The organism is Veillonella intestinalis, from assembly GCF_943193155.1.
GTDB lineage: Bacteria > Bacillota > Negativicutes > Veillonellales > Veillonellaceae > Veillonella_A > Veillonella_A intestinalis.
This window is the reverse complement of record NZ_CALPDB010000005.1, coordinates 125930-150444: the sequence shown is the minus strand read 5'-3', so window position 1 is coordinate 150444 and position 24515 is coordinate 125930. Positions and strand designations below refer to the sequence as shown.

General features: G+C 36.1%; 26 protein-coding genes and 1 riboswitch. Of the genes, 24 read left to right on the top strand and 2 right to left on the bottom strand.

The window, feature by feature from the left end:
- The first annotated feature begins 54 nt into the window (after window positions 1-54).
- Both NFR44_RS07165 and NFR44_RS07160 read left to right on the top strand, forming a co-directional pair.
- Window positions 55-423 (top strand): CGGC domain-containing protein, encoded by a 369-nt coding sequence (locus NFR44_RS07165; protein ID WP_251442886.1) that lies wholly within the window; start codon window positions 55-57, stop codon window positions 421-423.
- Window positions 423-1703, top strand: a complete 1281-nt coding sequence (locus NFR44_RS07160) for a nucleobase:cation symporter-2 family protein (RefSeq protein ID WP_251442883.1) — start codon at window positions 423-425, stop codon at window positions 1701-1703. Before NFR44_RS07165 ends, NFR44_RS07160 begins: the two co-directional genes overlap by 1 nt.
- Window positions 1704-1835: 132 nt before the next feature.
- On the opposite strand, the gene NFR44_RS07155 is transcribed toward NFR44_RS07160, so the two are convergent.
- Window positions 1836-1991, bottom strand: a complete 156-nt coding sequence (locus tag NFR44_RS07155) for a hypothetical protein (RefSeq protein ID WP_202922098.1) — start codon at window positions 1989-1991, stop codon at window positions 1836-1838.
- A 269-nt stretch (window positions 1992-2260) separates the two neighbouring features.
- On the opposite strand from NFR44_RS07155, the gene NFR44_RS07150 reads away from it, so the two are divergent.
- Both NFR44_RS07150 and gltS read left to right on the top strand, forming a co-directional pair.
- Window positions 2261-3574: a sodium/glutamate symporter gene (locus NFR44_RS07150; protein ID WP_251442880.1), complete on the top strand. Its 1314-nt coding sequence runs from the start codon at window positions 2261-2263 to the stop codon at window positions 3572-3574.
- A gap of 218 nt (window positions 3575-3792) precedes the next feature.
- Window positions 3793-5067 (top strand): sodium/glutamate symporter, encoded by a 1275-nt coding sequence (gltS, locus tag NFR44_RS07145; protein WP_251442877.1) that lies wholly within the window; start codon window positions 3793-3795, stop codon window positions 5065-5067.
- 57 nt (window positions 5068-5124) lie between these two features.
- Here the strand turns inward: gltS and NFR44_RS07140 are convergent, their stop codons facing one another.
- Window positions 5125-5559, bottom strand: coding sequence for a EutP/PduV family microcompartment system protein (locus NFR44_RS07140; protein ID WP_251442874.1), 435 nt, complete (start codon window positions 5557-5559; stop codon window positions 5125-5127).
- A 289-nt stretch (window positions 5560-5848) separates the two neighbouring features.
- On the opposite strand from NFR44_RS07140, the gene NFR44_RS07135 reads away from it, so the two are divergent.
- The 20 genes from NFR44_RS07135 to NFR44_RS07040 all read left to right on the top strand — a co-directional run bounded on the left by NFR44_RS07135 (window position 5849) and on the right by NFR44_RS07040 (window position 24449).
- Entirely contained in the window at window positions 5849-6418 is a 570-nt protein-coding gene (locus NFR44_RS07135) for a cob(I)yrinic acid a,c-diamide adenosyltransferase (protein ID WP_251442871.1), read from the top strand.
- A 71-nt stretch (window positions 6419-6489) separates the two neighbouring features.
- Window positions 6490-6628, top strand: a riboswitch (adenosylcobalamin (AdoCbl) riboswitch).
- A 483-nt stretch (window positions 6629-7111) separates the two neighbouring features.
- Window positions 7112-8227 carry a 1-propanol dehydrogenase PduQ gene (locus tag NFR44_RS07130; protein ID WP_251442868.1) on the top strand — a complete coding sequence of 372 codons (1116 nt, stop codon included), beginning with the start codon at window positions 7112-7114 and terminating at the stop codon, window positions 8225-8227.
- 25 nt (window positions 8228-8252) lie between these two features.
- Window positions 8253-8600, top strand: a complete 348-nt coding sequence (gene eutS / locus NFR44_RS07125) for an ethanolamine utilization microcompartment protein EutS (protein ID WP_251442866.1) — start codon at window positions 8253-8255, stop codon at window positions 8598-8600.
- A 16-nt stretch (window positions 8601-8616) separates the two neighbouring features.
- The gene (locus NFR44_RS07120; protein ID WP_251442863.1) at window positions 8617-9189 is read left to right on the top strand and encodes an ANTAR domain-containing response regulator; all 573 of its coding nucleotides are present in this window, start codon (window positions 8617-8619) and stop codon (window positions 9187-9189) included.
- A 1-nt stretch (window position 9190) separates the two neighbouring features.
- Window positions 9191-10633: a sensor histidine kinase gene (locus NFR44_RS07115; protein WP_251442860.1), complete on the top strand. Its 1443-nt coding sequence runs from the start codon at window positions 9191-9193 to the stop codon at window positions 10631-10633.
- A gap of 85 nt (window positions 10634-10718) precedes the next feature.
- Window positions 10719-12152, top strand: coding sequence for an ethanolamine ammonia-lyase reactivating factor EutA (gene eutA / locus NFR44_RS07110; RefSeq protein WP_251442857.1), 1434 nt, complete (start codon window positions 10719-10721; stop codon window positions 12150-12152).
- A gap of 15 nt (window positions 12153-12167) precedes the next feature.
- Entirely contained in the window at window positions 12168-13532 is a 1365-nt protein-coding gene (locus NFR44_RS07105) for an ethanolamine ammonia-lyase subunit EutB (protein WP_251442854.1), read from the top strand.
- A gap of 14 nt (window positions 13533-13546) precedes the next feature.
- Entirely contained in the window at window positions 13547-14455 is a 909-nt protein-coding gene (gene eutC / locus NFR44_RS07100) for an ethanolamine ammonia-lyase subunit EutC (protein ID WP_251442851.1), read from the top strand.
- A gap of 17 nt (window positions 14456-14472) precedes the next feature.
- Window positions 14473-15126 (top strand): ethanolamine utilization microcompartment protein EutL, encoded by a 654-nt coding sequence (gene eutL / locus NFR44_RS07095; protein WP_251442848.1) that lies wholly within the window; start codon window positions 14473-14475, stop codon window positions 15124-15126.
- A gap of 10 nt (window positions 15127-15136) precedes the next feature.
- Window positions 15137-15724 (top strand): BMC domain-containing protein, encoded by a 588-nt coding sequence (locus tag NFR44_RS07090; RefSeq protein ID WP_251442845.1) that lies wholly within the window; start codon window positions 15137-15139, stop codon window positions 15722-15724.
- Window positions 15721-17193, top strand: coding sequence for an acetaldehyde dehydrogenase (acetylating) (locus NFR44_RS07085; RefSeq protein ID WP_251442842.1), 1473 nt, complete (start codon window positions 15721-15723; stop codon window positions 17191-17193). The genes NFR44_RS07090 and NFR44_RS07085 overlap by 4 nt, the downstream gene beginning before the upstream one ends.
- Window positions 17194-17276: 83 nt before the next feature.
- Window positions 17277-17561 carry a BMC domain-containing protein gene (locus tag NFR44_RS07080; RefSeq protein ID WP_251442839.1) on the top strand — a complete coding sequence of 95 codons (285 nt, stop codon included), beginning with the start codon at window positions 17277-17279 and terminating at the stop codon, window positions 17559-17561.
- An 86-nt stretch (window positions 17562-17647) separates the two neighbouring features.
- Complete coding sequence (locus NFR44_RS07075; RefSeq protein ID WP_251442836.1) at window positions 17648-18223, top strand: hypothetical protein; 576 nt, start codon at window positions 17648-17650, stop codon at window positions 18221-18223.
- A 12-nt stretch (window positions 18224-18235) separates the two neighbouring features.
- Window positions 18236-18871, top strand: coding sequence for a phosphate propanoyltransferase (locus NFR44_RS07070; protein ID WP_251442834.1), 636 nt, complete (start codon window positions 18236-18238; stop codon window positions 18869-18871).
- 11 nt (window positions 18872-18882) lie between these two features.
- Window positions 18883-19482, top strand: coding sequence for a hypothetical protein (locus NFR44_RS07065; RefSeq protein ID WP_251442832.1), 600 nt, complete (start codon window positions 18883-18885; stop codon window positions 19480-19482).
- Between the two features lie 11 nt (window positions 19483-19493).
- The gene (locus NFR44_RS07060) at window positions 19494-19763 is read left to right on the top strand and encodes a EutN/CcmL family microcompartment protein (RefSeq protein ID WP_251442830.1); all 270 of its coding nucleotides are present in this window, start codon (window positions 19494-19496) and stop codon (window positions 19761-19763) included.
- Window positions 19764-19774: 11 nt separating this feature from the next.
- Window positions 19775-20866 (top strand): ethanolamine utilization protein EutH, encoded by a 1092-nt coding sequence (eutH, locus tag NFR44_RS07055; RefSeq protein WP_251442828.1) that lies wholly within the window; start codon window positions 19775-19777, stop codon window positions 20864-20866.
- A gap of 10 nt (window positions 20867-20876) precedes the next feature.
- Complete coding sequence (locus tag NFR44_RS07050) at window positions 20877-21323, top strand: EutQ-related cupin domain-containing protein (protein WP_251442826.1); 447 nt, start codon at window positions 20877-20879, stop codon at window positions 21321-21323.
- Window positions 21324-21375: 52 nt separating this feature from the next.
- The gene (locus NFR44_RS07045) at window positions 21376-21849 is read left to right on the top strand and encodes a hypothetical protein (protein ID WP_251442824.1); all 474 of its coding nucleotides are present in this window, start codon (window positions 21376-21378) and stop codon (window positions 21847-21849) included.
- Between the two features lie 194 nt (window positions 21850-22043).
- Window positions 22044-24449 carry an S-layer homology domain-containing protein gene (locus NFR44_RS07040; protein WP_251442823.1) on the top strand — a complete coding sequence of 802 codons (2406 nt, stop codon included), beginning with the start codon at window positions 22044-22046 and terminating at the stop codon, window positions 24447-24449.
- Window positions 24450-24515: the final 66 nt, after the last annotated feature.

Sequence of the window (24515 nt, the reverse complement as noted above, 5' to 3'; positions counted from 1 at the left end):
TATTTGTGGTAAGCTATAAAGTAAGTACTCGTCTAATTAAGTTAAGGAGATAGAATGAAAAAAATAGCAATTTTAGTTAATGAAGATACCATGCAACGCTGCTCCTGTGGTGGTTGTTTAGGTGCTTTTATGGGAAAACGAGATTCGTTTGCTCGTTATGAAAATGAGGAAATTGAGTTAGTTGGTTTTACTCATTCAGGTGGTGATTTAGCTAAGAAGATAGCTACCTTACGGAAAAAAGGGGTAGATGTAGTTCATATTTCTACTTGTACTAAAAGTAAGAATGAAGATTACGAAGCAATTGCAGAGGCATGTGCAGAATATTTTGATGTAGTGGGCTATACTCATGGGAGTCCTGATGGTAAAGGAACTGGTAAAATGGCTCTTGAATTAAAAGCACGTACACCTAAGGAGGCTGAATGATGGAATTACAAAAAAGTCAAACTTTTTTCTTAGGTTTGCAACATGTATTAGCTATGTATGCAGGGGCGGTTATAGTGCCTATTATTGTAGGTAGTAGTTTAGGCCTTGACACTATGCAGATTGCGTATTTGATTGGGGCTGATTTACTGACCTCTGGGATTGCAACATTATTGCAAGTTTGGCGCAACCGATTTTTTGGTATTGGTTTACCGGTTGTACTAGGTTGTACCTTTACCGCTGTGTTTCCTATGATTGCCATTGGTAAGGAATTAGGCATGGGTGCAATCTATGGTGCTATTATTACCTCTGGACTTATTGTATTTCTTATTTCCCATTGGTTTGGTAAATTAGTTAGATTTTTCCCGCCAGTAGTAACGGGCTCCATCGTAACCGTTATTGGGGTAACTTTAGTGCCAGTAGCTATGAATAATTTGGCTGGTGGTCAGGGGAGCCCTGATTTTGGAAGCGTTTTAAATCTAACCTTAGGCTTTCTGGTACTAGCTTTTATTTTGATTTTAAATCGTGTATTTAAAGGCTATATTCAAGCTATTTCTGTGCTACTAGGGTTAGTATTTGGTACTTTATTAGCTTTATGCTTAGGCCTTGTTGATTTAACTCCTGTTATGGAAGCTTCATGGGCTCATATTCCACAACCGTTTTACTTTGGCTTGCCAACGTTTCACGCTAGTGCGATTCTTACCATGACAATTGTAGCGATGGTAAGTATGGTAGAGTCTACCGGGGTATTTTTAGCACTTGGTGAAATTTGTGAGCGGAAATTGACGCCTAAGGATTTAGCCCATGGATATCGGGCAGAGGGGTTAGCATCTATTATTGGTGGTATTTTTAACTCCTTCCCTTATACTACCTTTTCACAAAATGTAGGTTTAGTAGAACTATCTAAGGTACGAAATAGTATAGTCATTGTAGTATGTGGTATTTTATTGGTGATTTTAGGCTTAGTGCCTAAATTTGCAGCGTTAGCTACGATTATTCCTACCCCAGTATTAGGGGGCGCCATGGTTGCCATGTTTGGCATGGTGTGTTCTGCAGGGATTCGCATGTTAGGAAAAGCTGATTTTAATGATTCAAATACGATGCTTATTGCTGCTTGTTCTATTACGTTAGGGCTTGGTGTAACTGTGACACCTAATTTATTCGCTCAATTTCCATCGGCGATTCGGATTTTATTAGAAAGTGGTATCGTAGTAGGTGCTTTAACAGCAGTGGTACTGAATATTTTATTTAATTATGATAAAATCCGTCGTAATGAAATGTAAATTATAGGGCAGACTGATAATAGCTTGTTTGGAATGCTACAATTTATAAATAATATATGGGTTAATATAAAAAGACTATCCTTGACCTAGGGCAAGGATAGTCTTTTTGTGTTATGTAGATACGTGAGTAGCCTATTTGAAAAGTGCATAGTAGATAACGTAAAGCCAGCCAAAAATCCCGTGGATAATAGCCCAAGGGATAGAATGCCAGTTGGCATAGCTGATAACCATAGCTAAGGCAGATCCAAAAGAAATGCCAGTAGTTACGGTGGACGATAAGAATTTCATATGAAAACCTCCTTGCCATGTAAAATCTCATATAGAGAGAAAATATAAATAAGTAACAGAAGTTTCTGTTACTTTAATATGATTATAACGCATTATATATTATTTTGTACAGTTTTCATGAAAGTAACATTTAGCTAAAACATTCTATATTCTATATTTTTAAAAAATTTAATTATCAAGCAGGAGAAATAATATTATGTATAGAAGTAATGTATAGTATGTTTGTCAGGTATGATTAATGTGTTGTAGTTTTGTTAGGAGGCCTTACTATGTCTTTTGTATGGGAACAAGGTGTTCCAGTGATTCAGCTCGATATGTTGGCTACGTTGGCATTAGCTATGTTGCTACTATTATTAGGGCGTTATTTAGTTAATCGTATTACGTTGCTAAGTCGTTTTTGTATTCCTGCACCTGTAGCTGGGGGGGTATTATTTTCCATCTTAATGTTAATTTTACAGCAAACAGGTATTTTATTAATTAAAATGGATACGTTATTACAAACGCCCTTTATGTTGGCTTTCTTTGCTACAATTGGGTTAATTGCTAGTTTGCGATTAGTAAAAAAAGGTGGCAAGTTACTTTTATTTTATTGGGCGTTATGTGCTTTTTTATCGTTTATGCAAAATGTGATTGGCGTAACTTGGTCAGAAGTATTAGGTCTTGATCCACTCCTTGGGGTACTAATGGGAGCTGTTTCTATGGAAGGGGGCCATGGCAATGCGGCTGCTTTTGGGCCTGAAGTAGAAGCTATGGGCGTATATGGTGCTACCGCAGTCGCTATGGCGGCGGCAACTTTTGGCCTCGTTTCAGGGGGCTTAATTGGGGGACCAATTGCGCGTTTTTTGATTCAAAAATATAACTTACATTCTACTGAAGTTGAAGAAGAAAAAGCGGCTGAAGGCAAACCGGTTTTAGATCGAAAGACGCAGCCTGGTGATGCCACGACTATTGAAGAAGCTACTACAGTAGAAGCAAAAGAACAAATGGCAGAAGGGGAAGAAGTTTCCTATGAAGTGGCAGCGCATGTGTTTATTATTCATGGTGCGTTAGTGGCCTTATGTATGGTGGTAGGCTTGGAATTGGCATCTTGGATAAAAACAGCCTTTGGTATTGCTGTACCTAGTTATGTAGGAGGCATGTTCTTTGCTGTACTTTTACGTAATGTAAACGACCAGTTTAAAATTGTTAAATTGCATACACCAACAATTGGCCTTATTGGTGATGTATGCTTAGGTATTTTCTTGTCCATGGCGTTGATGACCTTAAAACTTTGGGAATTAGCTGATTTAGCGTTACCAATGCTCTTAATTTTAGGCTCTCAAGTTGTGTTTATGATTATCTATAATTTATTTATTGCTTTCCCATTATTAGGAAAGTCCTATGATGCGGTAATTATGTGTGCTGGTATGGCTGGTCATGGTTTAGGGGCGACACCGAATGCGATGGCAAATATGAAAGCTGTTACGGAACAGTTTGGCCCATCTACCAAGGCCTTCCTTATCGTGCCATTGTGCGGGGCATTCTTAGTTGATTTATTTGCTGTGCCTTGTATCGTATGGTTCATTAATTATTTTGCCCATTAACTTTATAAAAATTCTTCTATAAAAGCATAGGCTCATTTGAAGAGTATGTTTGAAAGTAAATTGGAAAATTTGACTCTTATAATTAAAAATAGACGAATTTTAGATGAAGATAGAATATATTAGACGTATTAAAATTAAATTTGCTAGTAAATAGTAAATTTAAAACATTATATCCGCGTGATATATGTTAGGGTAGTTACACAAAGGAGGGCAAAGGTATGTCATTTTTATGGGAGCAAGGTGTGCCAGTCATTAAGCTAGACATGATTGCTACGCTAGCATTGGCTATTTTGCTATTATTGTTTGGCCGTGTACTAGTAAATCGCATTAGTATTTTAGGTCGTTTTTGTATTCCTGCACCAGTAGCAGGGGGCTTATTATTTTCTATCCTTATGCTAGTATTACAACAGTCCGGACTTTTACTTGTAAAAATGGATACCTTATTACAAGTGCCTTTTAGTTTGGCGTTCTTTACCACTATTGGTTTGATAGCTAGTTTACGCTTAGTAAAACAAGGTGGTAAATTACTACTTGTATATTGGTTCTTCTGTGCGTTGTTATCTTTAATGCAAAATTTAATTGGTACTTCTTTGGCCCAAGTATTAGGTATCGATCCTCTACTAGGAGTACTTATGGGCGCTGTATCTATGGAAGGTGGTCATGGTGCGGCAGGTGCCTTTGGTCCTGAAGTGGAAGCGATGGGTGTTTATGGTGCAACGGCCGTTGCTATGGCGGCAGCTACCTTTGGTCTTGTTTCAGGGGGCTTAATTGGTGGGCCAATGGCGAAGCATTTACTAAATAAATATAATTTGCACTCTACGGAATTAGAAGACGTAGCTGTAGAGGGCACTGCTACTGAGGGTAGTACTTCAGCTAAAGCTGAGACGTCTACTGCAGAAGAAAGCGAATATGTAACAAATGAAGTATCGGCGCATTCTTTCTTGCTTCATAGTGGTGTAATTGCCATCTGTATGAGTGTAGGCCTATGGGTTGCATCTTGGTTAAAAGGATCTCTAGGGATTGCTTTACCAAGTTATGTAGGGGCTATGTTCTTTGCCGTAATTTTGCGAAACCTTAATGATCAATTAAAAATTGTGAAACTTCATACGCCAACAATTAATTTAATTGGTGATGTGTGCTTAGGTGTCTTCTTGTCTATGGCGTTGATGACCTTAAAACTTTGGGAGTTAGTAGATTTAGCAATTCCAATGCTTGTAGTTTTAGGTGCTCAAGTACTTTTCATGATTTTGTATTGTTTATATGTAGTATTCCCTATGCTTGGTCGTTCTTACGATGCCGTAATTATGTGTGCGGGGATGGCAGGGCATGGCCTTGGGGCGACACCAAATGCGATGGCGAATATGAAGGCTGTTACTGAAAAATATGGCCCATCGACCAAGGCATTCCTCATTGTTCCTTTGTGCGGGGCTTTCTTGATTGACCTATTTGCCTTGCCTTGTATTGTGTGGTTTATTAATTACTTTGCCCATTGAGGTAGTTGTAGTGCAATGAAAAAACGAGTGATAACTTTGTTATCACTCGTTTTATTATTATAAAGAATTTAAATAGTTTAATAGTGATTTTATACCAGTTTCATCGTGAGCGCCTACTTTGAAAATTGGAGAAGCTCCTGTCATTAGCAGTTGTTCTTCAATATAGTTAATATCATCTGTTTCATCGGCTAGATCCATTTTGGTAATAATTCCTATAGCTGGTTTATTAAAAAGACTAGCAAACCCAGGTGGAAACATTTGCTCTTTTTCTTTGGCTGAGATAAGGAAGCCTAAAATGTCAGCCTCAGCAGAGGTTACTAATAGAGCGTTATACATGAGCCTATGTTGTACAAATTCACCAGGGGTATCAATAATATTGTCATGAAACTGTACAGTTTGTGTTTTGGCATAAGTAATGTCAGCCCCTTGAATACGTTGAGTGAGTGTTGTTTTACCAACGCCAATAGGACCAATAAACATAATCTTTTTCATAAGACACTCCTTTTATGAATAGTTAAGTTGTAAAAGGAATGTTAAACAGGAGTCTAATTTGGTGTGTAATTTCAAGATACCGCAATTTAATAAAAAAGTAAATAGATAAAAGTAAATAGATAAGTGAAATATATAAATTAAGAAATTGACAAAATGATTACTTATTTGTATTATCAAAGTAACACAATGGGGTGTAAGTAACAGCATTGAAGCTAATATATGATTAATTTATATTAGGGTATTTTGTTTATTAAATATACCTAGATGTATATAAAGAAAGGAGCTTTTTATGCGTATTTACACAAAAACTGGAGATAAAGGTATGACTCGCTTAGTGGGGGGCGTAGCTGTGGCAAAAGATTCAGATCGAGTTGAAAGTTATGGCACAATAGATGAATTAAATTCATGGGTAGGGTATGCAATCTCTCAATTTAGTGAAGACTTTGTTGCTGAAAGAAGCGAGTTGCAATATTTACAACACTTTTTGTTTGATGTAGGAACTGATTTAGCCACACCAGAATCTTTAGATCGTTCGCTTACATTACCAGATGGGGCAGTAAGTTGGCTAGAAGAACGGATTGATGTGTATACAGAAGCGGCTCCGGAAATCAATCGTTTTATATTGCCAGGAGGCACATCAGAAGCGAGTATGATGCATGTAGCTCGTACTATTGCTCGCCGTGCAGAGCGTAGGATAGTTCGTTTGCAAACTACCGCAAGAGTGTCGTCAGAGTTGGTAATGTTTGTTAATCGACTTTCTGACTATTTTTATGCATTGGCTCGTTATATCAATGCAAAACAAGGTCGTGAAGACATATATTATAGTCGTAGTGCTGAAGTATTTCATAATGGAAAGTAGAAATACATTAGCGGTGTTTAATGTGACAGGCGCTTGCCTTGGCAAATTATATGTGCTACTATTACTATAAGATTAATAGAGAAATGGAAATCATCGATGGAAGTTAGTGAAAATCTAACACGGTCCCGCCACTGTGAAGGCTTTGCCTAAGTCAGGTCTTTCGTGATTTTCATCGCACATGCTGTTTCGAGGTAAGACAGGATGTTGTTTTTGTGGCCTTAAGGGCTACTAATTCATTGTCTGATGCGAGGAACTGAATGGCAGTATTAGTCTAGTTTTGCACAAGGTAGTGCAATCAGTGAAGGATGATGCGAGGCTTTCAGTGGTGAAAACATTAGACACAATGGAGTGAGGTATTGTCCTTATTAAAATGAAGAGCATGATGTGATTCATGCTCTTTTGTTATATTATAAATAAAAGCCTTTATTTAATAGGGTTATAGTAGTTAAATGTTTTAGTAGTTTTATAAATCATCTGCATTATGCGTAAGAAATATGCGAAAAAAAGGATATGTATACGTATTAGGCATAAGTAAAAATGATGAAATTCATTGACTTTTTGTTTGGTAAAGTATAAATTATGGTTATAAGGTTATTCGTGTACAACGGCGTACATGGTTTGCAATGAAGCTTAAACGGAAGAGGTGTGTTCCGTGAAGGCTTCTTTTTTTGTTTGTTAAACAGGAGAACATGTATGCAGAAAATAAAATTTCCTACGACCTTATGGGTCGGGGCAGATGTGTTGCAAGGACTTCGTGATCTCCCCGTGAAAAAAAGTTTTGTTGTGACAGACCCTTTTATGGTTCAGTCAGGCATGATTAACCAAGTTATTGAAAACTTAAAACATACTGAAGTTACAATTTTTAGTGACATTGTACCAGATCCACCTACTGAAGTAGTAGCAGCTGGCGTGAATCGTGTTTTAGAGAGCAAACCAGATGTTATTATTGCTGTTGGCGGCGGTTCGGCTATAGACGCTGCAAAAGCTATGTTATACTTTAGTAAGCAAGTTGATAATACACGTAATATTGAGTTTGTAGCAGTACCTACAACAAGTGGAACTGGCTCAGAAGTTACTAATTTCTCAGTTATTACAGTAGCTGAATCTGGCATAAAACACCCTATAGTAACTGATGAAATTCAACCCAATATTGCAATTTTAGATACACGGTTAGTTTTGAGTGTACCTCCAGCTATCACGGCTGATACAGGTATGGATGTATTAGTTCATTTGATTGAGTCCTATGTATCTTCTAATGAAAATGTTATGGCTAAAGCTCTAGTAGAATATGCAGTTCAACTTGTTTTCAAATATTTGCCAGAAGCTTATACGCATGGAGATAATGTAGAGGCTAGAGAACAAATGCATGTAGCTTCTTGCATGGCTGGGATGGCATTTAATTTAACTAATTTAGGTTTGAATCATGGTATGGCTCATGCAATTGGTGGACGTTTTCATATTCCTCATGGCCGAATTAATGCGATTTTATTGCCTCATATTGTGGCTTTTAATGGCAGTCAAACAACGAGTGAAGCGGCTAAACGTTACACTCGATTGGCAAATATTATTGGAGCGACGTCTTCGGCTAATCCGCGAATGGGAGTTGCCGCACTAGTAAGAAAAATAAAGCAGTTACAGCAGACCGTAAAAGTACCTATTTCGTTGAGTGAATGTGGGTTTAAATCAAATGATGTATTAGCTGCTAGTGATGATATTGCTCAGGCTGCATTAGCTGATGCTTGTACGGCTGCTAACCCGAGAGTACCTACTTTAAGTGATATTAAAGCTTTACTAGAAGCAATCATATAACTAGTAGGTATGAAAAGGAGTGGCTATGGAAGAAAAACAGCGCATGATTCAGGAATATGTTCCTGGGAAACAGATAACGTTGGCGCATATTATTGCCAATCCAGCAAAAGAGATTTATAGTAAGCTAGGATTGCCAAGTGATGTGTATAATGCATTAGGAATTTTAACTATTACACCTGCTGAGGCAGCAATTATCGCTGTTGATATTGCTACAAAAAGTGGTGATGTTAAGATTGGTTTTGTAGATAGATTTTCTGGTTCAGTTGTTATTTATGGAGATGTAAGTTCAGTTGAAACTGCTTTGAGTGCAGTTGTTGATGGGTTACAAGGAATTTTAAAATTTGCACTAGGTTGTGAGATTACAAGAACTTAGTAAATAAAGGAGATATATGCGAGGAACTATAGTTATTGTCGATGATGAGCCAATAACTCGGTTAGATATTAAAGATATCTTGACGGAAGCGGGCTACGAAGTAAGTGGCGAAGCAGCCGATGGCTTTGAAGCGGTAGAAGTATGCCGAAAGGTACGACCAGATTTAGTATTAATGGATATTCAGATGCCTGTGTTGGATGGGTTAAAGGCAGCCAAAAAAATTGCTCAGGATAAATTGGCTAAAAGTATTGTATTTTTAACAGCTTATGGTGATTTTGAAAATACAGAGAAAGCTAAAAAAATTGGTGCTACAGGTTATTTAATTAAGCCAATTGATGAGAAATCCTTAATTCCAACAATTGAAATGGCCATTGCTAAAGGGCAACATACAGAAACTCTTGAGCAGGAGATCGAAGATCTTAAGACTCGTCTGGAAGAACGAAAAATCATTGAACGGGCAAAGGGAATTTTGAGTCAAGAATTTAATATTTCAGAAGAAGAAGCATATAAAAAATTAAGACGTTTAAGTATGGATAGACGGGCTAAAATGAGCGAAATTGCAGAGTTAATTATAATGGATAGTGAATAATATGAGCCATGATATAGCAAGTTTAGAAGAGGCTGTATTACGTGAATTATGTGTCGAGTATTCTAATTTAACATCTGAAGAAGTTCAAGAGCTTGTCAAAGTAATTTATAATTTAGCGGATTCAGTATTGTACCCTGATGCGGATGTTTTTATTGACATTTATAATGAAGTGAGTAAATCTGCGTTAGTGGTGTATCATAGACAGCCATTAATTAAAGAATCCATGTATGCTAATAAGGTAGTAGGTTTGGATGCTTTATTAGAAAATGAACCAGGTGTTTTGAGGTCTATGCAAACAGGGGTAAATTCTATTGGTTTAATTGCAGTTTCGCAAGAAGGCAAATTGATTACACAAAGTATTTATCCCATTAAGCTTAAAGAAAAAACGCTAGGTGTTTTGATTATAGAAACCGATGCTAGTGCACCGACAGTAGGTAATACAGCAGAGCCTAAGTTGAGTACAATTATACGTGGTGAAGAAGAGGCAGATAATTTTTTTGTTGACCGATTATCAGAAAATGTGCTTATTTTTGATGGTGATGGATATTTAGTTACGGCCAATGAAGGAGCAAAACAATTATATCGTCAATTAGGATATAGAGATGAAATTATTGGTATGTTTTATGATAATTTGACATTAGATTATTTGACTTTTGATTATATTAAGTATCGAGCTGAGCGAGCTACTAATAATTGGTTTTTTGATGCTGAAACTAGATTTTTACAGTATTATTTCACTATAAAATATAGTTGGATTAAAACAAATCAGCGATTGGTAGTTATCATTCAAGACACTACAGAGTTTAAAAAACGTGAAGAAGAAATTGTGCTGAAGTCAGTAGCAATTAAAGAGATTCATCATCGTGTAAAAAATAATTTGCAATCTATTGTATCACTTCTTAAAATTCAAGAGCGACGTGCTCAATTAGATGAAACAAAAAAAGTTTTACATGATAGTATTTCTAGAATTATGACTATTGCATCAACTCATGAATTGTTGTCACAACAAGTAGATAGTTATACTTCATTGCAACAAACATTGACGACGGTTATTCATAATTTTCATCATATGTTTGGCAATTTTAGAGATATAGAAATCTTCTTGCAAGTAGATGATAATGTCTATATTACTACAGATCAAGTAGTAACAGTTTCACTAATTGTAAATGAACTATTACAAAATATCTTTGATCATGCTTATTTACCAGAACAATCTGGTAAGGTACAAATTATAGGTAAAGCTATAGATTCTATGATATCAATTGAAGTTTCAGATGATGGTTGTGGTTTCGATGTAAAGACTGTCAAAGCAGATAGTCTAGGTTTATTAATAATTAATGGGTATGTAAAAGATAAGTTAAAAGGTAAATTAAATATTGAGTCTAATAAATCGGGAACGAAAGTAAATTTTCGTTTTCAAAAAAGCAACGATGTAGTTGTATAGCAAAAAGCAAAGGCGCTTAAGCAAAAGAAAGTAAGTTTTTTCTTGTGCTTAAGCGCCTTTTTGTATCCTTCAGAAAGGAGGATGTATGAATAAAGAGACATTGTTAACAGTAGGTATAGATTTAGGCACTTCGACTACACAATTAATTTTATCTGAATTGACGGTGGAGAATTTTGCGTCAGCTTTTACTGTGCCTAGAATAGAAATATCTGATAAAAAAGTAATTTACAGAAGTGAAATTATGTTTACACCTCTATTAGCACAGACTGAAATTGACGAAGAGCAAATTAAAGAGTTTGTTGCAAAAGAATATAAACGTGCTGGAATTGCAAAAGAAGATATTCAAATGGGTGCTGTTATTATTACTGGAGAAACTGCACGTAAGTCAAATTCAGCTAAAGTATTACAGGCATTAAGTGGATATGCAGGTGATTTTGTAGTTGCTACCGCAGGCCCTGATTTAGAAAGTATTATTGCCGGGAAAGGTGCAGGTACAGAATCCTTATCACGGCAATATAGAGGTAGTATTGTTAATTTTGATATTGGTGGAGGAACAAGTAATTTAGCTGTTTTTCAGGCCGGCGATGTTATTGATACAGGTTGTTTTGATATAGGTGGACGACTTATGAAGATTGATCCTACTAGTAAGATGGTAACCTATATTGCACCTAAAATTATGACGATTATCGAGAAAATGGGTTTGCCATTGGGCCTAAATAAACGAGTTACGCCTGAGGATATAATGCCTGTTATTGATGAGCTTGTAAAGGCACTGGAACAGTCTATTGGTTTAGGTGATGGAACCCCATTTTATGATTTATTAATTACGCACCATGGACTTAAGAAATCAGGATCCATAGAGGCTGTAACTTTTTCGGGTGGTGTAGCTGATTGTATTCGGAGTGATCAAGTTTCAGACTGGTTTCAATTTGGCGACATAGGTTTATTATTGGGCAAAAGAATTAGAGAGTCAGAATTCTTTAATACTTGTAAAGTATTAGATACAGTTGAAACTATACGAGCTACAGTAGTTGGTGCTGGCTCACATACTGCTGAGGTTAGTGGTTCCACTATTAGTTATACCGAGGAAATATTACCGATTAAAAATATACCAGTACTAAAACTGGCTAAAGATGATGAAGCTTTAGATTCTGTATCTATGGCTAAGCAAATCCAGAATAAATTAGAGTGGTTTGTTACTGATGGACAACATACTAATGTAGCACTTTCGTTAGTGGGATTAAAATCTCCTTCGTTTGCTGATATTCAACGATATGCAGCTGGGATTACAGAAGGATTATCTACATTACGTGAGCAAGGATATCCATTAATTGTTATTGTTGCAGAAGATATGGCTAAAGCTTTAGGTAATAGTATATATGCTTTATTACCAGAAAAAAGTTCTTTTGTATGTATTGACTCTATTCGAGCAGAGAACGGAGACTACATAGATATAGGTACGCCTGTGGCTGGTGGCAACGTGTTGCCGGTCATTATTAAGACATTAGTATTTAATTAAAGGAGTGATGAACGCATGATTTTAAAAACTCGACTCTTTGGCAATACTTACGAGTTTGCTTCTGTGAAAGAAGTATTAGCTAAAGCCAATGAAGAAAAATCGGGAGACCGATTAGCTGGGGTTGCTGCTACTACAGCAGAAGAACGTGTAGCGGCAAAAACTGTATTAGCACAACTTACATTGAATGACTTATATAATAATCCTGTTGTGCCTTATGAAGAGGATGAAGTAACACGTATTATTGTAGATCAAGTAAATACTCGAATTTTTAATTCAATTAAAAATTGGACAGTAGAAGAGCTTCGTGAATGGATTTTGTCAGATACAACTACAGATAATGATATTAAATTTATTTCACGTGGCTTAACATCTGAGATGGTGGCAGCAGTATGTAAGCTAATGTCTAATATGGACTTAATTGTAGGCGCTAAAAAAATTCGCATTGAAAAAACAGCAAATACTACAATTGGTAGACCAGGTACATTTTCTGCGCGTTTACAGCCAAATCATACAACTGATAATATTGATGGAATTATGGCATCTGTTATGGAAGGTTTATCTTACGGTATAGGTGATGCAGTTATTGGTTTAAATCCCGTAGATGATTCTGTTGAAAGTGTAAAACGAATTTTAAATAAATTTGAAGAATTTCGTAGCGAATGGGCAATTCCAACACAGACTTGTGTATTAGCGCATGTAACAACTCAGATGGAAGCTATTCGTCAAGGCGCACCTACAGGTCTTGTATTTCAATCGATTGCAGGATCTGAAAAAGGAAATACGGCATTTGGTTTAAGTGGTGCTACGATTGAAGAGGCTAAAGCACTTGCTTTAGAACAAGGTCAAGTAGCAGGACCTAATGTAATGTACTTTGAAACGGGGCAAGGTTCTGAATTGTCCTCAGATGCTCATCATGGTGCAGATCAGGTAACTATGGAGGCTCGCTGCTATGGATTTGCTAAAAAATTCGATCCATATATTGTGAATACTGTAGTTGGTTTTATTGGACCAGAATATTTATATGATTCTAAACAAGTAATTCGTGCAGGTCTGGAAGATCATTTTATGGGGAAACTAACCGGTATATCTATGGGTTGTGACGTATGTTATACAAACCATATGAAAGCAGATCAGAATGACATGGAAAATTTAACAATTTTATTAGCTAGTGCTGGGTGTACATATATTATGGGTATCCCTCATGGTGATGATATTATGTTAAATTATCAAACTACAGGCTTCCATGAAACGGCAACGATTCGTGATATGTTTAATTTACGTCCTATTAAAGAATTTGAATTATGGCTTGAGAAAATGGGCTTTATGTCAAATGGTAAATTAACTCCACTCGCCGGCGATGCTTCGGCATTCTTAAAATAAGTGAGGTGATAGGAATGAATGAAACTGAATTAAAAGTAATGATAGAGTCTATTTTAGGGGAATTAGTGAAGGCTAAAGGTTTAGATGAATCTCAGGCTATAAATAATTCAAGTAGTACACAAGCTAATAGTAAGGTTCAAGTTGGGAGTACGATTGATCCAACGGGTATTTTGCCAGACATTTCTGAAGTGGATTTAAAGAAACAATTATTAGTTGAGGAGCCTAAGGATAAAGAAGGATACTTGAAAATGAAGGGCTATACGGCAGCTCGTTTAGGTGTAGGGCGTTGTGGAACAAGATATAAAACGCAATCAGTTCTTCGTTTCCGTGCAGACCATGCAGCGGCACAAGATGCAGTATTCTCTGATGTAAATCCTGAATTAGTAGAAGAAATGGGTTTTATACCAGTTCGAACAATTTGCAAAAATAAGGATGAATATATTACGCGTCCTGATTATGGTCGTATGTTTGATGAAGCTAATACAGAAATTATTAGACAAAATGTAACTAAAGGGGCTAAGTTAGTTGTTGTAGTAGGGGATGGTTTAAGTTCTGCTGCAATTGAGGCTAATATTCGTGATGTAATCCCTTCATTGAAACAAGGGCTTAAGAAATATAATTTAGACTTTGATAAGGTTTTATTTGTTAAATATTGCCGTGTACCTGCTATGGATCCTATTGGTGAAATTAGTGATGCTGACGTAGTCTGTTTATTCGTTGGCGAGCGTCCAGGTCTTGTAACTGCTGAATCGATGAGTGCTTATATTGCTTATCGTCCAACTGTGGGGATGCCAGAATCTCGACGTACTGTAGTATCTAATATTCATAAAGGTGGTACTCCAGCTGTAGAAGCAGGTGCATATATTGCAGATATTATTAAAAATATGCTTGAAAAGAAAAAATCAGGTATTGAATTGAAATAAAGTGAGGAGGGACGTTTGTGAAGAATCAACGCCTAGGTGCTAATGTATTAAGCGTTCAGATAATTCCTAATGTTGATGCAGGCTTAGCATCACAACTAGGATTATCAAAGAGTCAGCGCTCATTAGGGATTATTACAGCTGATTGTGATGATGTTACTTATGTAGCATTAGACGAGGCAACTAAAACGGCAGAAGTTGAGGTTGTTTATGCAAAAAGCTTTTATGGTGGTGCAGGCAATGCATCCACTAAATTAGCTGGCGAAGTAATCGGAATTTTAGCAGGGCCAAGTCCAGCAGAAGTAACAAGTGGTTTAGATACAGCAGTTCATGTAATTAATGAAGAAGCAAGTTTTATTAGTGCTAATGATGATGGCTCTATACCGTATTTTGCACATGTTGTTTCAAGATCTGGTAGGTTCTTATCTAAATCCGCCGATATTGCAGAAGGTGAAGCAATTGCATATTTAATTGCGCCTCCGTGTGAAGCTCTGGTGGGGCTTGATGCAGCTTTGAAAGCGGCAGATGTTAGACTTTGTGTATTCTATGGGCCTCCATCAGAAACTAACTTTGGTGGCGGTTTATTAACTGGTAGCCAATCTGCTTGTAAAGCAGCCTGTGTAGCTTTTGCACAAGCTATTCAGAATGTAGCAGATAATCCACTAAGCTACTAAGGAGGTTTTGATGAAGGCACTAGGAATGGTAGAAGTACGAGGTTTCTTAGGTGCTGTTAGTGCAGCTGATGCAGCTTTAAAGGCAGCTAATGTAGCGTTAAATAGTGAGGAACGCGTTGGTGGTGGTCGACGTACAATTTTACTTGTTGGCGATGTGGCCGCAGTACAAGCCGCTGTGGAGGCTGCTGTTGTTATAGCTAAGCAATTAAATTGCTATTGTACAAGCCATGTGATTCCAAGAGCTGATAAAGCATTGGCAAAATTAATGGGTGGTAAGTTACAGGAAAGTGCTGAAGCTGATGCTAATAGTACAGCAAAAAAACTGTCAAATGATGAGGTTTCAGCTGTTTTAAATAAAACAGTAGATGCAAATTTTAGCGTGAAGGATTTAGTTAGTGATGAGGCAGTTGTAAAAGCAGAAACTATTGATGAAATCGGATTACGTGAAGAACTAGCTAAATATAAAGTCGTTGACTTACGTAAAAAAGCATATGCTATGAATGTGCATGGTATGAAACGAACTGCTATTAAGTTTGCAAATAAAGAAAGCCTCATTGATGTAATCATAGAAGAAGTGAAACGAGGTGGAATATTTTGAACTTAGTTGATAAGGATTTACAATCCGTTCAAGAAGTTCGGATTCTCTTAGCAAAAGCAAAAGAGGCACAAAAAAAGTTAGCTACTCTTAGTCAAAGTCAGATTGATGAGATAACTAAGGTAGTATGCGAAGCCGCTTATAATGAGCGCGTTCGCTTAGCTAAGCTAGCTCATGAAGAAACTGGATTTGGTAAATGGGAAGATAAAGTATTAAAAAATGCGTTTGCTTCTCGTCAAGTATATGAGTATATGAAAGATATGAAAACTGTAGGAGTCGTTAATGACGATCGTGCTAATAAAGTAATGGAAGTCGCGGTTCCTGTAGGTGTTATTGCGGGGCTAGTACCGTCTACCAATCCAACATCAACAGTTATTTTTAAATCGCTTATTGCGTTAAAAGCGGCTAATAGTATTGTATTTTCGCCGCATCCTACTGCTATCAAATGTATTGGTGAGACTGTAGCAGTTATTCGTAAAGCACTTAAAGCTGCAGGTGCTCCAGAAGATGCTGTATCTTTTATGACAATGCCTACTATGGAAGGTACAGCAGAATTAATGAAGAGCGATAATACGGATTTAATTTTAGCGACAGGTGGCTCTGCAATGGTAAAAGCAGCCTATTCGTCAGGCACACCAGCTTTAGGTGTAGGACCTGGTAATGGGCCAGCTTATATTGAGCGTAGTGCAGATGTTAAGTTAGCAGTAAAACGTATCATGGATTCTAAAACATTTGATAATGGTACAATTTGTGCTTCAGAGCAGTCAATTATTGTTGAAACAGTCAATAAAGAAGCTGTTATGAAAGAACTCGTTGCTCAGGGAGCATATATTTTAGATCCAGAAGAGGCTGCTAGATTAGGAGCTTTTATTCTTCGTGCTAATGGCACTATGAATCCTGCTATCGTTGGTAAGTCGGCCCAAGTTATTGCTAAATTGGTAGGTTTAGATATTCCTGCTGATAGACGTTTATTGGTTGCGCTAGAAACGGGAGTAGGTCCTAAATATCCATATTCTCATGAAAAACTAGCACCAATTATTGCTTTTTATACAGTGGATAATTGGGAAGAGGCCTGTGACTTATCTATTCGGATATTAGAAAATGAAGGCGCTGGTCATACGTTAATCATTCATACTGAAAATGCCGATATTGTAAAAGAATTTGGTTTACGCAAACCGGTATCTCGATTGCTTGTTAATACGCCTGGCGCTTTAGGGGGCATTGGAGCAACTACTAATATTACACCTTCGCTTACGTTAGGCTGTGGGGCTGTTGGTGGCAGTGCTACTTCAGATAATGTAGGACCACAAAATTTATTTAATTTAAGACGAGTGGCATATGGTGTGCGAGAATTAGATGATTTACGTAAAGCAGAATCTTCAGATATTCATGTAGGAGCTACTCTAGGGTGTGAATCGCAAGAAGTAGTTATTCGCGCTATTGTTGAACAAATTATGGCTAAGTTAAGCTAATTAGAAATTGGTAATTATAAAATTTATATATTACAAATATTTTATTTTAAACATATTATTAGTTACTTTAGGAGGTAATCACTATGTCTAGCACAAATGCATTAGGAATGATTGAAACAAAAGGTTTAGTTGGCGCAATTGAAGCAGCTGACGCAATGGTAAAAGCTGCTAATGTTACTTTAATTGGTAAAGAGCAAGTTGGTGGTGGTTTAGTAACAGTTATGGTTCGTGGTGATGTAGGGGCTGTAAAAGCTGCTACAGATGCTGGTGCAGCTGCTGCAGAACGAGTAGGGGAACTTCTTTCTGTTCATGTAATTCCTCGTCCACATGCTGAAGTAGATGCTATTTTGCCAGGAAAAAGTGAATAATTTAACCGTTGATTAAATTACGGGCAATGCGTAAGTAATAATAGAGAGCGCGTAAGGCGCTCTCTATTTATAAGAAAGGGTTTTCTATGAAAGTAATTACTGAAAATAATATACGCCAATTATTACGGCATAAAAAACTTCATAGAGGAGAACAACTAACGTTGACGGAGCCTAGTATAATTACGCCATCTGCTCAATCGTATTTACGAGAGTTTCAAATCGAAGTGAAGCAAATAAACAATGGCGAAACATCACCAAGAAGTTTTAAGAAAGAAATTCAAGCAGGTACTTCTAATATAAGAAGTGGTGATTTAATGAATCTCGATAATGAAATTGCTAAATTACGTGAGTTATTCTATTTTCCTTTATTACCAGATATTTTTTTTGATGAAAGTTTATGGCATTATTGGAAATTACAACAAGATTTACTCGAACAGTTTAAACAGTCACGCTATACTGTAGTGATAAAAACGTCATTACCTATTAAGCCTCAAACTTTTCAGTTTAAATCATGCCCATGGCGGACTTGGCAATATTCTACAGCTGAATTATTAAGGCAAATGAAATATGTAGAAGAATTGATAAAGCTATTTCCGCAAGTATCAGAATCATTTACTGCATGGTCAAAAGAAATTATAGCGGTTATTAATAATGAGCGTTAAGGAGGTGATTAAGTGAATTTAGTAGATGATATTGTTAGTAAAGTATTAAAGCAACTTGAAGAAAAGAGCATAGAGAATAATAAAAAATTCATTATTGAAGGTTCAGGTCGACATATACATTTAAGTCAAAATGACGTAGATCGTTTATTTGGTGAAGGGTATCAGTTAACTAAAGTTAAAGATCTTTCCCAGCCAGGACAATATGTATGTCAAGAAAGAGTTAATCTAGTTGGACCAAAGGGCATGTTTACTAATGTCGTTATTTTGGGTCCTGTTAGAGAACAATCACAAGTAGAAGTTTCATTAACTGATGCAAGAACATTAGGAATTAAAGCACCTGTTAGGGAAAGCGGTGATTTAAAAGGTTCAGCAGGTATTATTATCGTAAATAAGGAACGACATATTTCTTTAACTGAAGGTTGTATTGTAGCTAAACGACACGTGCATGTAGCAGAAGATGATGCAAAAATATTAGGTGTTAGGAATGGACAAATTGTAAAAGTTAGAACTAATACAGCACGACCTCTTATTTTTGATGATGTGGTAATTCGAGTTAGTCCAAAGTATCACACATATATGCATATTGATTTTGACGAAGCTAATGCGTGTGGATTACATGATGGCGATTTTGGTGAGATTATCGAATAGGAGGGTGGTTTATGAAAACAAGTGAGTTAGAATCTATCATCCAAACTATTACTGATAAAATTTGGAATCAATATGTAGCCAGTGAAAAAGATGCTAATTTAAATCAAGTATTTAAATCGAACCCGTCCTCAGAGGCTATGCATATGATGATAGGGGCTACTTCAAAGGGTAATTCAACAAATTCTAATAGCTCTGATTTAGTCATCGATGAATTAACTTTAGAGGAGCTGAGTGAGGTGGCGTACCTTATGCCTCATTCAGAAAAAAGTAAGCAAATTATACAGTGTATTTTAGAAGGAAAGCCTGTAGTTGTCAAACAAAGGCCTGTAATGCCGACTCATATAGAGCGCCTTCCATATGCTTTAAAACAACAGTGGCGAGAAATTGTACATGCTTGTGAAAGTTATGGAATTCAATTTGGCACAGAGGTTTGTAGTAGACTGAAGAAGAAAGACTCTAAGATATCACAGCCGATAAAAAGTAGTAAGTCAATATTTATTACAGTAGCTAAGTTAGTTCAGCTACAACAAAATGGTGAAAAAATGCCAATTGGTGCGAGATTAACCCCATTAGCTCGTGATTATATGCGAGAACATGATTTAAAACTATAAGGAGTGATATTGTGTTAGTCGCTAAGGTTATTGGTAGCTTGTGGTCTACTCGAAAAGATGATAAATTAAATGGTTGGAAATTCATGATTGTTAGGGCTTTAGAGGCTGATGGCATAACTGAAAAAGATTCATTTGTAGCAGCTGATAATGCTGGTGCTGGTATAGGTGATACTGTACTGGTGGCATTAGGTGAAGCAGCTAGAATATCAGCCGAGAATATGAATACGCCAATTGATGCAATGATTGTGGGTGTTATTGACTCAATTGATACAGATGGTTAGGAGATACAACTATGAGTATTAATGAAATTATTATGTATATCATGGTCCTTTTTATGATTATAGGGGGCTTAGATAAATGTATTGGCAATAAGCTTGGTTTAGGTGAAAAGTTTGAAGAAGGCATTATGGCTATGGGTGCATTAGCAATGTCAATGGTTGGTATTATTACGATAGCACCTATTTTAGCTCAAGTGTTAAGCCCTATTGTAGTACCTGTTTATGCTATGTTAGGCGCTGATCCTTCTATGTTTGCAACAACATTATTGGCGAATGATATGGGTGGATTTGCTTTAGCTCAGCAGATGGCTTTAACCCCAGAAGCGGGGCTGTTTGCAGGTACAATTTTAGGCGCTATGATGGGACCTACTATTGTCTTTACTATTCCGGTAGCCTTAGGAATTATTGATAAAGAAGATCATCAGTACTTGGCTACAGGTGTTTTATGTGGTATCGTTACAATTCCCTTGGGATGTTTGGCAGGTGGTCTTGTAGCGGGCATGAATTTAAGCATGATTTTAGTTAATTTAATTCCTATTGTTATTTTTGCGTTACTTGTAATTTTAGGGCTATGGATGATTCCAGAAACAATGATTAAATGTTTTACTATATTTGGTCAAGGTGTAGTTATTGTTGCTGTTTTAGGTCTTATTTTAGGTGCTTTGCAATTATTAGTTGGTATTACTGTAATAGAAGGGATTGCTCCAGTTACAGAAGGTATTGAGATTGTTGGTGGGATTGCATTAACATTAGCAGGTGCGTTCTGTTTAGTTGCTTTTATTACTAAAGTATTTAATAAGCCTTTATTAAAAATGGGGGCTGCTTTAGGGATGAATGAAGTTGCAGCTGCTGGTATGGTGGCGACCTTAGCCAATAATATTCCAATGTTTCAAATGCTAAAAGATATGGATACTCGTGGTAAAATATTAAATGTTGCATTTGCTGTATCTGCTTCATTTGTATTAGGTGATCACTTAGGTTTTACTGCAGGTGTAGCCAAAGAGATGATATTCCCAATGATTGTAGGTAAGCTTGTTGCAGGTGTAACTGCAATTTTAGTAGCGATGTTTATGTCTAAACATATTGTGGCTAAAGCTAAAAAATAAGGAGTATATAATGGGTAATATGACACGCGATATGATTGAAAGTTTAGTTCGTCAAATAGTAACTGAAAAACTAATGGCGACTAAACACATATCAAATAGTGGTGTTGGGGTTGTAAAACTACCTCAAATTGATGTAACCGAAGCAGACCGTCTTGATACGGGTAATCCTAATGATAAGGTATATACTAAAGATTTATTTTCATTAGATGAAAGTCCTAGATTAGGTTGTGGCCTTATGGTTATGGAAGACACTACATTTGATTGGACTTTAAATTATGATGAAATTGATTATATTATTTCCGGAGAGTTAAGTATTATTATTAATGGTGAAACAATTACAGCGGGACCTGGTGAAATAGTATTAATTCCTAAGGGGAGTCCGATTCAATTTTCTGTAAAAGGAAAAGCTAGATTTGTATATGTTACATATCCAGCAGATTGGCAATCGCAAGTATAATATAAGATAGGGACGGCATTTGCCGTCCTTTCATTTTATAAAGGAGAAACTGATGACTGAAAAGGAAAATTTAGCTAGTGTTTTGGCTGGGGCTTATAAATTAGGCTATCGTTGGTTGGTTATAGATAGTACCTTATTACAAATAAAGGTGTATAAAGAAGAACCCTCTACCAATGAAGTTCCATTAGAATTGAATTTTGACCCGCAGTTTGCAAGATATATAGTTGAAACGTGTAAATCAAAACAAAATCCTATTATAATTTCAGAAATACTAGTGGAATTTTGTGCTTCGGAAGCTCATGCTTTATATTATGATGAGAAGGGTTATAGTGAGAAAGCTACGATTATTCGTCATAAACCTAATAAGCTAACGGCAATTCGAGAAGAGGGGACTAGATATTTATTGACATTAAATGGTGTAGTAAGAACTAATCCTGGTGATTGGGTTATTAGAGGTGTTAATGGTGAAGAATATCCTTGTGACCCAGAAATATTTAAAAAGCTTTATGATATTGTGGAAGAGTAAAGAATTAACATTTAATACATAAGTAAATTTACAAGAGCAATGAATAAAAACATTGCTCTTTTTTTGTGTTTAGTATTTGTTTAGTGATTATTTTGAAATTTATAAAATAAGTTATATTTGAAAATTGTTGTATATTTTAAAATATGATAATATTTATATTATTAGTTTTGTTTGTGTGTTGGTTGGAGGTTTGCATGAGAAATAAGAAAGTAGTAGGAACATTAATAACAGTATTAACTATGGGATATTCTATACCTTATTCATATGCAGTTCAAGAAACTACATATGTAAGCGGTGAAAATAATAAGGTTAGTGCATATACACAGACTAGTACTGTTGTAGGATATAAAAATAATGTAAATAGTGCGGGGCTTAATAGTGATAATGATGTCAATATAGTAAATAATGCTACGATATATGGGACTGAAAATAGTGTGGAATTTGATAATGAACAGGATATTAGTCAAGCAACGGCCATTGGTTATAAAAATAAAATTACGAAGTTTAATGATACTGCTGTAGGTATAGAAAATGAATTAAAGGGGAATTCTTCAGTGGCAGTAGGTGTGAGTAATAAAGCTTCCATAGGTGTAAGTAATGCCATTTTAGTTGGTACTGGTAATACTACAGAGCTATTTAAGTCAGTTATGATGGGGAATGGTAATAGTATAAAAGGCAAGTTAGGTAGTAGTGAGGCATTAGCTGTATTTGGGAATAATAATATAATAAATAATAGTGGTGCTGCGGTAGTTATTGGACATAGTGTGAATTTGAATTCTGCGAATAGCGGTATTGGCATAGGTTATAGAGCTAATGTGAGTGGCCAATCGGCTATTGCGTTAGGACTTGATGCTGAAGCAAAAGGATTCGGTATTTCTATTGGTGGCTGGGATACAAAGGCTTATGATCATGCCCTTGCTATGGGGCATACTGCTCATGCGTTAGGTTATAACACGATTGCATTAGGTACAAATGCAAGTGCTGATAAATCTTCTAATGTAGCTATTGGAAATAAAGCAACGGCTATTGTCGTTGATAATGCTGTAGCGTTAGGTTCTAACTCGGTGGCTAATCGTAATTTTATACTTAATGCTACAGTAGCTAGTGAAGCTTCGGTAGTTAATAACTCTGTATATGGATTCGAGTTTGCTAAGTCTGCGGATTTAGATGAGATTCGTAATACGGTGAAAGGTGACTTAGCTGCTATTTCTATTGGTAATGAGAGTGGAAGCCGTCAAATTATAAATGTGGCGGCCGGAACAGAAAATAGTGATGCTGTTAATGTAGCTCAATTAAAGGCTGTCGCTAATAGTGTAACGAATACAATTGTTAAAGCTGGAGATAATATAACTATTAAACCTGAAGTGAAAGGCAATACAACTACATACACTATTTCGGCTGATGTAAGCAAAAAAGATGTTGAGGATTTACAATTACAAATTACGTCTAACGAAGATAGAATTACTGTGTTAGAAAATAAGCCGATTGTAGATAGTGATACGATTACTACAGTTAGTGCTGGTGATGATTCAGTAGTAGTTAGTGATGATGAAAATCATAACTATACTATAAAAGTATCAGATGAATTACAAAATAATGTTAAAAAGAATAGTAAGGATATTAATATAGTCAGTGAAACTGTAAAAGAAAATATAACGAAAATTGATAATAATAGCACACAGATTAAAGAAAATATAGTACAAATAGATAAAAACAGTAAAGGAATTAAAGAAAATACTTTAAAAATAGAGAATAATAGTAATCGTATTACTCAGAATACTGTTAATATTGAAAATAATCGACAAGCAATACATAATGTTAATGCTCGTGTGAATCATTTAGATTCTAAAATTAATAAAGTAGGTGCTGGGGCGGCAGCATTAGCAGGCTTACATCCATTGGATTTTGATCCTGATGATAAGTGGACATTTTCAGCAGGATATGGCAATTATAATAATGCTGATGCTATAGCAATAGGGAGCTTTTATCGACCAAATGAAGATACTATGTTTAGTATAGCTGGATCTATGGGAAATGGCGAAAATATGGTTAATGCAAGTATTAGTTTGAAGTTTGGCCAAAAGAGTACTGTAACTAATACACGAGTAGCTATAGCTAAAGATTTAGAGGACTTAAAAACAATTGTAAAAGCACAACATAAACAGATTGAGTCGTTGCGACAGCAACTGAATAATTTTACTGGGCAGCAATATAATACTAAAGGTGTATTTTTTGAAGATGTACCAGAACAGCATTGGGCTTATGAATATGTAAAAACTTTAGCAGAGAAAGGTCTTTTAGTTGGATATCCTGACGGAACTTTTAAGGGTGAAAAAACTATGACGCGCTATGAATTTGCTGCTATTATTTATCGAGCTATGGAAAATGGAGCTCATATGGATGTGGAAATGAAACAGCTGGTGAATGAATTTGATTATGAACTACGTGAATTAAGTTTGGATCGAGTTAGAATTGACCGCATTTCTGGTGCAGATAATGATCGGCATAAAATTGAGCGAGTTAGAGTTAATAGCAAAATGAATAAACAAGAAAATGATTTTAGAGATGTGTATGGTAGTTCTATTACTCCCGTAGTATAATAAATAGTAGCTATTCTCAATCAGTCTAGCTGAACAAAATAGCCTTTTCATACATGATAATATGTA